The following is a 12,422-nucleotide window of genomic DNA, read 5'->3' as shown; positions in this document are numbered from 1 at the left end:
GCTTGCGTGTAATAGTCCGGTATTCGGGTAGGGATCGATTGGCTGCCGGGATGGAGCGGCCGGGTGCTATTGAGGATCGTTTCCGGGGATTCGACCCGGGCCACGGGGCCATGCCAGGCGGGCCCACAGCTCGTCGGCAGGCATCGCGCGGCCATAGTGGTAGCCCTGGCCGTAGGTGCAGCCGAGCGCGGCGATCAGGCGCGCGATCTCGGGGGTCTCGATGCCTTCGGCCGTTACCGCCAGCTCCAGCGCCTCGGCAATCCCGATGATGGAGCGCACCAGGTTCAGGTGGTGCTTTTGGTCGGCGACTCCGAAGACAAAACTCTTGTCGATCTTGAGGGTGTCCAGCGACAGCCACTGCAAGTAGCCCAGCGAGCTGTAGCCGGTACCGAAGTCGTCCAGTGCAATCGCAATGCCGCGTGCGCGCAGTGCGGCCATGCGCGTGCGGATGTGTTCGTCGCCTTCCAGATAGACATTCTCGGTGATTTCGAGACAGACCCGATCGGCGGGCAGGCCGGTTTCCGCCAGGATCTGATCGAGCGTGTCGAGGATGCGGTCATCCTGTAGCTGGACGGGGGACACGTTGACCGAGATCCGTTGCAGGTCACGGCCTTCATTCAACCACTGGGAGGCATGTTGCAGGGCGGTGCGTAGTACCTGGGTCCCCACCTCGTGCATCAGCCCCAGGCGTTCAAGGATGGGAATGAAGACATCGGGCCCCGGCGCGTCCGCCATCTGCCAGCGTAGCAGGGCCTCGGCTCCGATCACGCGCTCGGAAGGCAGCTCCACCAGGGGTTGGTAATACGGGGCAAATGCGCCTTGTTCCGCAGCGGCACGCACCTGTTGTTCCAGTTGCCGGCGCTGTTCGTTGCGCTGCGCGAGCGCCGGGTCGTAGGCCACCAGGCGGTCGCCACCCTCGGCCTTGGCCCGCTGCATGGCCGTCTCCGCGCAATGGGCAAGACCTTCGGCGTCGCGGGCATCGTCCGGGTAGATCGCGACACCGGCGCTTTGCGTCGGCGTCGGCGTCTGCGTGGCCCTCTTCGCGTTCAGCGCCTCCGGGGTGAGATTGCGCAACAGGCGCTGGCCCAGCGTGGTGATGTCTTCGGAATCGCCCAGGCCATCGAACACGATCATGAATTCGTCGCCCCCCAGCCGGGCGACGGTGTCGATATCGCGTATGGACGACTGGATGCGTTGTGCCAGTTCCACCAGAAAGGCGTCACCGGCGCGTGTACCCGCACTGTCGTTGATGTCACGGAAGCGGTCGACGTTGATCGCCATGACGGCGACCTTGTGCTGCTCGCGCCGTGCGCGGCGGATCGCCAGATCCAAGTGGTCGAATAGCTGGGCACGGTTGCCGAGCCCCGTCAGGGGGTCGTGATAGGCCATGTGTTCGATCATGCGGCGATCGTGTTCGCGCTTGTATACATAGCCCAAGGTCTGGGCGATGCCTTCGAAGAATTCGCGGCTGAGTGCCTGATCGCGATCCGGGACGTTGGAAAAGGCCTCGATAAGTCCGAAACAGCGACCGTGCACGCTGATGCTGCAGATGCAGCAATGCTGGAGACCGTGGCCGCTAGCCGAGGCGCCAGCGGCAAAAGGAGGTTCGTCGAAGAACTCGCAGCGCACACCGTTGGCCTGATTCAGGAGTTCCTGGCCGCAGGTCGTCCAGGGGGCTTCACGGGATGTATCCGAGCCGGCCAGATGATCCACCCACGCCACGGCCGACAGCCGGTCTGATGGGTCGCGATAGAAGATGTGGGCGCACTTCCACACCGTATGCTCGGTGAGGCTGGCCAGCCCCTGGCGAGTGGTCTCTTCGATATCGTTGCTTTCATTCGCGCGCGTGGCGACCTGGAGTATGGCCTCCAGCTTGATCTGCTCGCGGTAGAGCCGGCGGGTGGCGTCTTCGGCGATCGTTTCGGCCTCGCTGCGGGCCGTGCGTTCACGCGCGAAGCGCCGCTCCAGGCGACGCCAGGCGAGGGAATCGCCGGGGGTGGCCGGATCAGCCAATGGACCCCTCGGCGCGGATATCGAACAGGCAGCGGGCATCGCCCCGGTGCACGCATTCGTGGTGTTCGACGCGCAGCGTCTGGCCGTAGCGGTCCCCGGCACCGAGCATCAGTCCGTGTGCCAGGGAACACAGTTGGCGCTGGGAGTCGTATTCCATCATCAGTTGGTCTTCGGCGACCTTGTGATAATGGAATATGGGCACGATGGCCCCTGGATACAGCTTGGTCACCTCTGGATGGATCACGTCGTTCAGGGCACGCAACAGGGCAATGGTGTCCGGGTAGTCCTCGAATACGCCGGGGTAGATGCTTTCGAAGCGCGGCAGCATCTCGCGGCCGATCCAGCGCAGGCAGGTGGCTTCGTCCATGCCGGTTGTGGCACTGGCGGCCTCTACCAGCTTGAGCATGTCGGTGTCGTCGTAGTTGCCAAGCGAGGTGTAGGCCCCGCTGAGCTTGGCATGATCGAGCAGGTCCTCCCAGGTGTCCGTGCCGTAGTGCTCGGTCACGATCTCCTCGAGGACATTAAACACAACTCCCTTCATGCGTGGGCTTCCCTGTGGTTTGGCAGCACAATGCTGTGTGCAGAGTAAAGCATTGACCCGGTGGGCAAACAGGTGCGAATCGCAGGGGCTTTGCGCGGTATGGTTCAGGCCCCCTCGTCCAGCAGTTCGCGGATTTGTTCGATGACGCCGGTCTCCATCCACTCGATGGCGCCAAACAGGTAGTAGCGCAGCCGGCCCTGGCGGTCGATCACGTAGCTGGTGGGAAAGGCCATTGCACGCCAGTCGTCGAGCGAGTCTTGTTCCGGGTCGAGCAGGATCGCGAAATCGGTTTGAACTTCGTCTTCGATGAAACGCTGGATGGTGTCCTCGTCCTCGCCCAGGTTGACGGCGAGGATGCGGAATCCGTCTTCCCGCAGTTCATCTTCGAGGCGTTGCATGGACGGCATTTCGTGTACGCAAGGGGGGCACCAGCTGGCCCAGAAGTTCACCAGGATCACCTCGCCGTGGTAGTCCTCCAGACGTTGCAGGTCGCCCGCCAGATCGGGGTGCTCCAATGGCGGGGCATCCACCGGTTCGTCCAGCGTACTCAGCTGTGCATCACTGCCGCTGGGTGTCCGCACGGTCAGGTCGGTGCCCGCCGCGGCCACGGCGGGAACGCGCTGGTGGGGCAGGCGGGTGAGCAGGTCCATGCCGAACACGATTTCTCGATGAAAGGTCTCGCTGGCGAGCCGCTCCTCGGGGGTGGCGTCGGGCCGGAAAAAGAAGCGGTCGCGGATCTCGGGCAGCAGTCGTGCGCCTACGCTGCTGCCGCCGGCGGACAGTCCCGCCTGGATGCGTCCAAGATGCTGGCGTTGGGGCGACAGGGCAGGCTGCAGGATATACACGGGCAGGTTGGTGAGCTCGACGATGGCCTGCAGTTCGGCTGCGTCGGTGTCCGCTCCGGTGTGCAGATAGGGGCTGGCCATCAGGAGCCCGGCGAGGTGTCCGGCTTCCGGATGGGCTTGTTGCCATTGGTAGAGGCCGGTCAGCAGCCAGGGCATGGCGCGGTCGTGGCCAAAGACGAAAAGGGGTCGGTCGGTGTCGTCGTGGGCCGCCTCGATCAGGTCGGGGACAGTGGCCAGCGGCATCTCGTTGAAGCTGGATGCCGCCTCCGGCAGGAAGTGCCCGGTGAACGGGTCGACCAGCCAGACCTCGATCCCGGCAGCCTGCAGGGCCAGGGCCTGATCGCGGTGACCGTCCTGCACGCCGTGCTCGGACGGGAACCAGAGCAGCACGGCATCGCCGTCCGCGCGGTAACGTTCAACCGGGATGTCGCCATCCCCCGCCGCGATGGTGGTGGCCGACTCGACGGCGCCCGTGGGGGTGTCGGCATCCTGCGCCGTGGCGAAAGGGGTGATCGCGAGAGAGGAAAGGGTTAGCAGGAGCGAGGTGGTCATCCAATGGGGCATGCAACAGGCCTTCTGGTCGTCAGGTCTCCGGAGTAGACGCGCGAATGCCGGGATTTGCTCCTTGGGGTATGTAATCCATTCTCCTAGTTCGAGGAAGGCGCGGCGTGGTCGTCGGCGATCACGTTACGGGCACGTCCGCTGCTCTTCGCCGCATAAAGCGCCCGGTCGGCTCGACCCAGCAGGTCATCCGGCGTATCGCCTGCGTGGAAGCTGGCGATACCGGCGGAAAAGGTCTGACCATAGGGGACGACCGCCCGCAAGCGTTGCAGCAGTTGGTCGCACTGCTGGGTGTCGATGTGGGGAGAGATCAGTACAAACTCCTCGCCCCCAAAGCGGGTCAGCACATCGGTGGGGCGCAGGTTGGGACGCCAGGCATGCACCATCTCATGCAGCAGGGCATCCCCGGCGGAATGGCCGTGGGTATCATTGAAACGTTTGAAATGGTCGAGATCGAGCAGCGCCACATTGAGTGGGCCCTGGGTGCGCTCGGCGCGGGCGATCTCTCGACTCAGTTGCTCTTCCAGCTGGCGGCGATTGCCGGCCCCGGTCAGTGGATCGGTGCGCGAGAGGTGCTCCAGGCGGTGGGCCTGCCGATGGCTCTCGCGGAGCATTCCAGCCATGCGGTACAGGACCAGCACGAACATCACGATGGAGGCAATCGCGGCGCCGCGGATGGTCTCCATATCGTCACCAGCCGTGAACAGGATGATCATTGGCACCAGGACCACGGCCGCACCCAGCACGAGCAGCCGCCGGCCGGAGACATCGGCCGCCGATGTACGCGCCTGGGGTTCTATCTGCGCCGAGGGATGCCATACGGCCGCCACGATCAGGGTGTAGGCGACTAGCCAGCCGGCGTCCGTCAACCCGCCCGGGGCGTACCAGCCGGAGGCGTTGCCATGGGCATACAGCAGATCGGCGGTCAGGTAGGCGAGCATGCCCAGGAGCAAGAAAACGTGGGCGGTGAGATGGGCGCGGTGCAGGAACAGCAGACGCAGGACCAGGGGTAGCAGGATCAGGTCCGCCACCGGGTAACCGGCGGATACCAGGAGTTGCAGCCAGCTCAGACTTGGGTCGTAAGCGTACGGGGCGATCAGTACGGCCCACGCCAGCACCGCCGCCGAGATTCCGATAATCAGGGCATCCACGAAGGCGCCGTCCGCCCGAACGTTCCGGTCACCCAGGCGCCAGAGGGCGACGGCGAACAGGGGATAGACCAGCAGGTAGAAGATGTCTGCGGCGGAAGGGAAGGGTTCCAGTCCCTGCAGGTCCAGCCAGTACCAGATGCCGTGGCCGATGGCGGCCAGGGCCAGGGCCGTGGCGATCAGGCCCCAGGCGCCCGTGGCGAAGGGGCGCGGATGGCGCAGTGCGGCGACGCCTACCGCGGTGGCCGCGCCGGCCGTCAGGAGTACGTAGAGGGTGCTAGTCCACAGCCCGTGGGGTAGTACCACATAGCTGGCGGTCAGGATCAGACCAATGGGCAGCAGCAATCGCCAGGCGAGTGCCCTTGCGACAAGGTCGCTACCCCAGGAGGCCGTGCTTGCCGAGCGCGCAGGGCCGTGATCCATGCCAGCCTGTTTCCCCATTCCGATAATGGTGACAGACCAGGGCAGCATTGTCCCGCCAGGCGGCGGGAATTCTGGGTGGGGGCGGCTACAAGCCGATCAGTTCGGCATGCACTCCGGAGGCCGTGACCGTGTCCAGCAGCTTGCGGCTGTTGATGCGTTGTGGGTCGTACTCCACCACCATCAGGTGCGGACGTTCATCGTGGCTGGAGGCGGCCATTACGCCCGGGAGCTCGCGCAGGGCGTCCTGGATGCGCTCACGCGCGGAGTGATCGGTGTCTTCGTCGATATGGATGGTGACATCCGCCATGTGGTTGCTCATTGGGGGCTCCTTCGACCGACGGGCCGTGTGCCTTTCCCTGAATATAGACCTTGCAAGCGGCGGCTCAACCAGTGGGCTATGGTGAGGGGATAGAACGACCGAAGGAGAGAGACGATGCGAGCGATCTGGCTGGGGCTGGCCCTGGTCGCGGTGACAGGCACCGCGCAGGCCGAAGAGTTGACCGGGGAGCGGCTGATCGAGGCGGCCAATGCCGAGATCACCAACATCGACAAGGAAGGGCTGCAGGACCTGATCGCCAACGAGCCCGATCACGTGGTGATCGACGTGCGCACGCGTACCGAGATCGAGCACACCGGTGGGCAGATCCGCTCCAGCGAGACGCTGAACATTCCGCGCGGCTGGATCGAGTTCGAGGTCCGCGGCGAGATCCCGGACAAAGACACCCCGATTGTCGTCTATTGTGGCCAGAACCTGCGCAGCGTCGCCGCCGCGCAGACCCTGCAGCAGATGGGCTACACCAACGTGCACAACTACCCCGGTGGCTTCTTCGAGTGGAAGGACGCTGGCCTGCCGCTGTACGTGCTGGACAAGGCACGGGACTCGTTCCTCTACGACCGGCCGCGGAAGGTCACCGAAGGGGTCTGGTCCGCGATCGGCGCCACCCAGCCCTCCACCTACGAGAACTCCGGCCATAACAACAACCTGTCATTCATCATCACCGATGATGGCGTGGTGGTGATGAATGCCGGCGACAACTACCTGCTGGCCAAGTCGCTGCACCACGAGATCAAGCAAATCACCGATCAGCCGGTGGAATACGTGGTGCTGGAGAATGCCCAGGGCCACGCCATGCTGGGCATGACCTACTGGCAGGAGCAGGGCGCCCGGGTGATCGCCCATAATGATGCCTGGCGCGAGATCGAGGCCAACGGCCAGGCCAGTCTGGAAGGGGCGGCCAATCGCACCCGCGAGAAGGCCTTCATGACCGAACTGGGCATCCCGGACATCACCTTTGCCTCGCGTCTGGATCTGGAGATGGGTGGCGAGACCATTCAGATCCTGTACCTGGGTCCGGGCCACGCGCCGGGCGATATCGCGGTCTTCGTACCCGGTCGCAGCACCCTGATCACTGGGGACCTGGCCTTCCATCAGCGCATGCTGCCGATCTTCGACTACACCGATACCGCCGGCTGGGTCGACACCTGGCACAAGCTCGAGGCCCTGGGCGCGGACTACATCATCCCCGGCCACGGCGAGCCGGTGAATGACTTCGAGGCCCTGCGCCGCTACACCCATGACTACCTGGTGTATCTGCGCGAAGAGGTCCAGCGCATCCTCGACGAGGGCGGCACGCTGAACGATGCCTACAACATCGACCAGACCGCCTACCGACACCTGGACACCTACGGTGAACTGCACCGCCAGAACGCCGGCCGCGTGTTCCGCGCCATGGAGTTCGAGGACTTCTGATCGCAATCCGGTTGCGCTGACCCCGTCATTGCGAGCGCAGCGAAGCAATCTCCATCCGGAACCCGGGCCGCCAATCCCTGGCCTGGCTCTTCTCCCGCGTATCGGTCGGGCCTGAGTAACGCGCGGGCTCGGCCGTTTCTCTGCCATGCCACGCGGCCAACGTATGGCATTTCCCATATCGTCGCGCTAAATTAGAACGAACGTTCGGTTCGGTATTGACGATGACGAAAAACCCCAAGCCCTCGGTACGCGGTGCAGCCCTGCGCAAGCTGGTGCTGGACACCGCGTTGGAGCGCTTCAGCCGTGATGGCTATTTCAATACCTCGATCCACGACATCCGTCGCCAGGCGGATGTCTCCATTGGCTCGATCTACCACCACTTCGGCAACAAGGAGGCGCTGGCCAAGGCCCTGTACGACGACCTGCTGCAGCGCATGGACGCTGGTCTGGCCGATGTCATGCAACACGAGAGCGACTGCCGTGCGCGCTGTGACGGGATCATCGCCTTCATGTTCGATGCCTCCACCGAGGCCCCTCAGACCATGCGCTTCGTGCTGGAGGCGCGGCACCGCGAGTTTCTTCCCAACGAGCCGCCAGTGTGCTCCTCGCAGCCCTTTCTGCGCATGCGCGAATGCATCGAGCAGGGCATCGAGAACGGCGAGGTGCGCCCGATGGAAGTGCCGGTAGCCGCCACCGCTGCGTTCGGGGGGGCGATTCGCCTGCTGCACCTCCACCTGGACCGCGTTCTGGAACACCCGCTGGAGCACTACCTGCACGAGACGCAGGAAGCCGCCTGGCGTGCGATCGCCATGACCCCGGCAGACCCACTGTAAGTCCACTTATCCCCTGGAGAACCCCTGATGAAGATCGTTAGCTCGCTGTTCCTGCTGCTCGCGCTGTCGTTGACCACGCTGAGTGTTCAGGCCGATGCCCCCACCGATGCCCGAGCCCTGGAGGGCGTGGATCAGGGCCGTGTGGTCTTTGATCTCAACAATAATGACCCGGAGCTCATGGCGCTGTACCTGATGGTGATCCGCGAGACGTTCGAAGACCTGACCGATCAGGGCGTGGAGCCGGACATGATCCTCACCTTCCGTGGCCGGGCCGTGACCATGGTCAGCGAGGATCGCGAGCGCTTCGAGTTGACCGAGTTCGACCATCTGGACGCCATCGAGGACCACATCGCGGCGTTGCAGGAGAAGGGTGTGCATATGGAGTCCTGCTCCGTCGCCACGCGGTTGTTCGGTGTGGATCACGGCGAGCTGCTGCCCGGCATCGAGCCGGTGCGCAATACCTTTGTCTCGCTAACCGGGTATCAAGCCCAGGGCTATGCGGTGATCCCGATCTACTGACCGACCCGGTCCGACAACAAAACAAACGGACCACCACCCCAATAGGAGGAATCTCACCATGCGAAATCCAATACTGATCCTGTTGCTGGCCGTTCTGCTGCCGTTCGGACTGGTCTCGAAGGCGAGCGCCGAAGGCCTGGATAACCGCGAGGCTACCCAGGACATCGAGACCATGCGGGCCGTCTACGACATGCGCAAATCCGATCCGAACGTGATGCTCGCCTACCTGCGCGGCATCGCCACCAACCACGAGAACCTGGTCAAGGAAGGCGTGGAGCCCGACCTGCGCATGGTGTTCATCGCCGATGCGGTCAAGTTCATCACCACCGATCCGGAGCCCGAGGTCGCGATCGATCACGGTGACACCCTGGAAGAGATCGCCAAGGCGGTTGAGCGACTGGATGAGCTGGGCGTGAAGATGGAGGTCTGCGCCGCCGCGACCCGCGCCTACGGCGTGGACAACGACAAGGTGCTGGACTCGATCAAGCCGGTGCGCAGCGGTTTCATCGCCATCATGGGCTACCAGAATCAGGGCTATGCCCTGGTACCGGTCTACTAAGTACGACCGGACCCCGCACACGGGGTGTGTCTTGTCGTCGCAGGGATGCGGCGACTCTTTTGCCTGCAACGGTTCGCTGAAGGGTTCGCCAACCCGCGTGAGATTCCACACCTGGGGGCTTGGGGCAGGGCTTCCCTGTGGCGCTCGTATGCCGTAGTGGTTTGAATGGCAGGACGTCCCCCGACTTGGCGCTCTATTTTTGCGGTAACATACTGCGCGAAAGGTGGTTCCGGCCCGCCATGACCTAGCCGGGTTGTGCCACCACCCATGCGCAATGCCACACACGGTGTCGTGCACCCAATTGATTTCGCACCGTTGGCGCGGCGAATGATCGATTCTGGACGCCGGCGGTCTCCTCCGACCCGACGAGATCAGCGCCATGACCAGCGGTCGCGATTTGCTTGAGGGCCTGGCCCACCTTACGGGCATCCGCAATGCCCAGCGTCTGGAATGCAGTCTTCTCAAGACGCTGGACGGCATCTACGAGTCTGCCCATATCTGGGCGATTGCGCTGGATGCCGAAGGCCGGCCCAAGAGCTTGCACTCCTTTGACCGCAAGCACGATGCCGTAACCACGGTCCCGTTCGATCGGAGCCATCAGCCCCTGCCCGACGGGCTGCTGGAGCAGGCGTTGCGGACCGGCGAGGCGGTTGCGGATATCGACGACGCGGGCCGCCGCGTGTCGGTCTTTCCGATGTCCGGGCTCAACGAGTTCAGTATCTGTCTGGCATTTGCGTTCGAGGGTGAGGAAGCCAGCGAGTCGCTCGATGGTTTGCTGGTGCAGAGCTTCCTCTCCGTGTATCGCAATTTCGTGCGCCTGATTGACGATGCCCAGACGGATGAGCTGACCGGCCTGCTCAACCGCAAGACCTTCGACGACAATTTCCGCGAACTGGCCACGCTGGAGCGCAGTGTCCATCGGCCGGGTCTGGTCGAAGATCGCCGCCAGGAGCCCAACCCCGACGAGACTCAGATCTGGCTCGGCGTGATCGACATCGACGACTTCAAGAAGATCAACGACAGCTTCGGCCATGTGTACGGTGACGAGGTATTGATTCTGCTGGCGCGGTTGTTGCAGCAGAGTTTCCGCGAGCATGACTTGATCTACCGCTTTGGCGGGGAGGAGTTCGTGGTGCTGGCCGAAATGGCGGGTGCCGACATGGCCGCCGCGACTTTCGAGCGTTTGCAGCGCGCCGTCGCCGACTACACGTTGCCGCGGGTCGGCCGGGTCACGACCAGCATCGGGGTCACTCAACTGCGTCCTTACAAGACCGCCAGTGCCGTGCTGGACGAGGCGGATCAGGCCCTGTACTACGCCAAGGCCAACGGCAAGAACCAGGTCTGCCTGTACGACCGCCTGGTCGCCGCCGGCGCGATCCAGCGGTCCACGATCCAGCCGGGTGAGATTGAGCTGTTTTGAATAGGCCGCGGCGGGGAGCAGCAGGCCATGGTCGGAGGATGGATTGTGCTACCCGCGCGCCAGACGGCGGTTCAGGGCATAGACCGACAGGGGTGCGAACACCAGTGCGATCCCTAAGGCCCAGGCCAACGACCAAAGGGCGGGCTCCAGCGCGGGGCCGTCGGCGTTCATCAGGCCGCGGGCGGCATCGGCCAGTAGCGACACCGGGTTCGCCTGCACAAAGCCCTGCAACCATCCGGGCATCGTATCCACCGGCACGAAGGCGGAACTGACAAAGGTGATCGGGAACAGCGCGGTAAAGCCGAACAGCTGCACATGCTCAGGGTCGCGTGCGAGCACGCCGACCAGCACCATCACCCAGGAAAACGCCACCGCGAAGCTCAAGACCAGCGCGACCATCGCCAGCAGATGGGCCCAGGATGTCTCCAGACGAAAGCCCAGCAGAAAGCCGACGATCAATAGCAGCGCGATACACAGTACTTGCTTGACCACGTCGGCGAGGATGCGTCCGGCCAATGGCGCCCAGCGCGGGATGGGCAGGGCGCGAAAGCGATCGAACACGCCGCGGGTCAGGTCCGTATTCAGGCCGTGGCCGACATAGACCGTCACGAACAGCATGTTCATCACGATAACGCCCGGTAGCACGAACGCCAGGTAGTTCTCCGGCGAGCCGGCGATGGCCCCGCCGAACACGAACAGGAATAGCACCAGAAACAGGATCGGCTGGATGCTGTAGTCGCCCAGTTCCCACGGGTTGCGGCGCACCTGAACCAGGCTGCGCCAGGCGAGCGCCAGGGTCTGATCGATCGCGTTCATGCCGCGTCCTCCGCGCCCTAGGGCTGTTCGCGGCTGGCGCCGCTGCGTCCGGTCAGGGACAGGAATACATCATCCAGGCTGGCGCCGCGCAGACCCAGCTCCGCCACCTCGATATTCTGGGTATCCAGGTCGCGCAGGACGGCGGGCAGCAGGCCCGGATCCGACACCGGGACGCTGATCGTTTCGCCCTCCACGACCGGCATGCCGCCCGTGACCGTGGCCACTCGTTCGGCGGCCATCGCCGCCTGCTCTGGTTGGGCCACCATCAGGAACAGCGTGCGCCCGCCAACCCGCGCCTTCAGCTCGGCGGCCGTGCCCTCGGCGATGACGCGGCCGTGGTCCAGCACCACGATGGAGTCGGCCAGGGCATCGGCCTCCTCCAGATACTGGGTGGTCAAAAGCACCGTGGTGCCGTCGGTCTGAAGCTGGCGGACGCGATCCCACAGGTCGCGCCGGGCCCGAGGGTCCAGGCCGGTGGAAGGCTCATCCAGAAACAGGATGCGCGGGTGCCCGACCAGGCTTGCGGCCAGGTCGAGCCGCCGCCGCATCCCGCCGGAATAGGTCTGCGCCGGGCGTTGCCCCGCCTCGCGGAGGTCGAAATCGGCTAGCAGCTCATCGGCGCGGGCCCGCGCATCGCGGCGCTTCAGGCCCAGCAGGCGTCCGATCAGGATCAGATTCTCGCGCCCGGTCAGCTTTTCGTCCACCGAGGCGTACTGGCCGGTCAGGCCGATGATCTCGCGCACCCGTGCGCCCTCGCGGGCCACGTCGAAGCCGCCCACCCGAGCCGCCCCGGCGGTGGGCGTCAGCAGCGTGGCGAGCATCCGCACCACGGTCGTCTTGCCGGCCCCGTTGGGGCCCAGAAGGCCCAGCACGCGCCCCGTTGGCACCCGCAGGTCGACACCGTCCACGGCCCGTGTACCGCCAAAATCGCGTACCAGGCCTTCTACTTCGATGGCATTGCCCAAACGTTCCTCCTGAGCCGCTATTGCATCGG

The 12,422-nt window shown here is 64.5% G+C and carries 12 protein-coding genes; 5 read left to right on the top strand and 7 right to left on the bottom strand.

The genetic code is table 11. From position 1 onward, the window contains the following. Positions 1 to 66: 66 nt before the first annotated feature. The 5 genes from D002_RS0109980 to D002_RS0109960 form a co-directional block, all read right to left on the bottom strand. Positions 67 to 2,013, bottom strand: a complete 1,947-nt coding sequence (locus D002_RS0109980; protein WP_018141782.1) for a bifunctional diguanylate cyclase/phosphodiesterase — start codon at positions 2,011 to 2,013, stop codon at positions 67 to 69. Continuing rightward, positions 2,006 to 2,554, bottom strand: coding sequence for a heme NO-binding domain-containing protein (locus D002_RS0109975; RefSeq protein ID WP_018141781.1), 549 nt, complete (start codon positions 2,552 to 2,554; stop codon positions 2,006 to 2,008). Before D002_RS0109975 ends, D002_RS0109980 begins: the two co-directional genes overlap by 8 nt. Before the next feature lie 104 nt (positions 2,555 to 2,658). Beyond that, entirely contained in the window at positions 2,659 to 3,951 is a 1,293-nt protein-coding gene (locus tag D002_RS0109970) for a TlpA disulfide reductase family protein (protein WP_026181654.1), read from the bottom strand. A gap of 95 nt (positions 3,952 to 4,046) precedes the next feature. Further along, positions 4,047 to 5,549, bottom strand: a complete 1,503-nt coding sequence (locus tag D002_RS0109965) for a diguanylate cyclase domain-containing protein (RefSeq protein WP_026181653.1) — start codon at positions 5,547 to 5,549, stop codon at positions 4,047 to 4,049. Positions 5,550 to 5,616: 67 nt separating this feature from the next. Beyond that, positions 5,617 to 5,850 (bottom strand): hypothetical protein, encoded by a 234-nt coding sequence (locus D002_RS0109960; RefSeq protein WP_018141778.1) that lies wholly within the window; start codon positions 5,848 to 5,850, stop codon positions 5,617 to 5,619. Between the two features lie 114 nt (positions 5,851 to 5,964). Between D002_RS0109960 and D002_RS0109955 the strand changes: the two genes are divergently transcribed. The 5 genes from D002_RS0109955 to D002_RS0109935 all read left to right on the top strand — a co-directional run bounded on the left by D002_RS0109955 (position 5,965) and on the right by D002_RS0109935 (position 10,612). Next, positions 5,965 to 7,281 (top strand): rhodanese-like domain-containing protein, encoded by a 1,317-nt coding sequence (locus D002_RS0109955; RefSeq protein ID WP_018141777.1) that lies wholly within the window; start codon positions 5,965 to 5,967, stop codon positions 7,279 to 7,281. 221 nt (positions 7,282 to 7,502) lie between these two features. After that, positions 7,503 to 8,114 (top strand): TetR/AcrR family transcriptional regulator, encoded by a 612-nt coding sequence (locus D002_RS0109950; RefSeq protein ID WP_018141776.1) that lies wholly within the window; start codon positions 7,503 to 7,505, stop codon positions 8,112 to 8,114. Positions 8,115 to 8,141: 27 nt separating this feature from the next. After that, positions 8,142 to 8,633, top strand: coding sequence for a DsrE family protein (locus D002_RS0109945; RefSeq protein ID WP_018141775.1), 492 nt, complete (start codon positions 8,142 to 8,144; stop codon positions 8,631 to 8,633). Between the two features lie 58 nt (positions 8,634 to 8,691). After that, the gene (locus tag D002_RS0109940; protein ID WP_018141774.1) at positions 8,692 to 9,192 is read left to right on the top strand and encodes a DsrE family protein; all 501 of its coding nucleotides are present in this window, start codon (positions 8,692 to 8,694) and stop codon (positions 9,190 to 9,192) included. 379 nt (positions 9,193 to 9,571) lie between these two features. Further along, positions 9,572 to 10,612, top strand: coding sequence for a GGDEF domain-containing protein (locus D002_RS0109935; protein WP_018141773.1), 1,041 nt, complete (start codon positions 9,572 to 9,574; stop codon positions 10,610 to 10,612). 48 nt (positions 10,613 to 10,660) lie between these two features. Here D002_RS0109935 and D002_RS0109930 read toward each other — a convergent pair whose 3' ends face one another. Both D002_RS0109930 and D002_RS0109925 read right to left on the bottom strand, forming a co-directional pair. Then, positions 10,661 to 11,428 (bottom strand): ABC transporter permease, encoded by a 768-nt coding sequence (locus D002_RS0109930; RefSeq protein ID WP_018141772.1) that lies wholly within the window; start codon positions 11,426 to 11,428, stop codon positions 10,661 to 10,663. Between the two features lie 17 nt (positions 11,429 to 11,445). Next, a complete protein-coding gene (locus tag D002_RS0109925; RefSeq protein WP_026181652.1) occupies positions 11,446 to 12,393 on the bottom strand; it encodes a daunorubicin resistance protein DrrA family ABC transporter ATP-binding protein in 948 nt (315 codons plus the stop codon). Between the last annotated feature and the right edge of the window lie 29 nt (positions 12,394 to 12,422).

The sequence above is a fragment of the Thioalkalivibrio sp. ALJ7 genome, from assembly GCF_000376865.1.
Taxonomy (GTDB): domain Bacteria; phylum Pseudomonadota; class Gammaproteobacteria; order Ectothiorhodospirales; family Ectothiorhodospiraceae; genus Thioalkalivibrio.
Note: the sequence above shows the minus strand (reverse complement) of the source record. Positions and strands in the feature narration are given on the sequence as shown.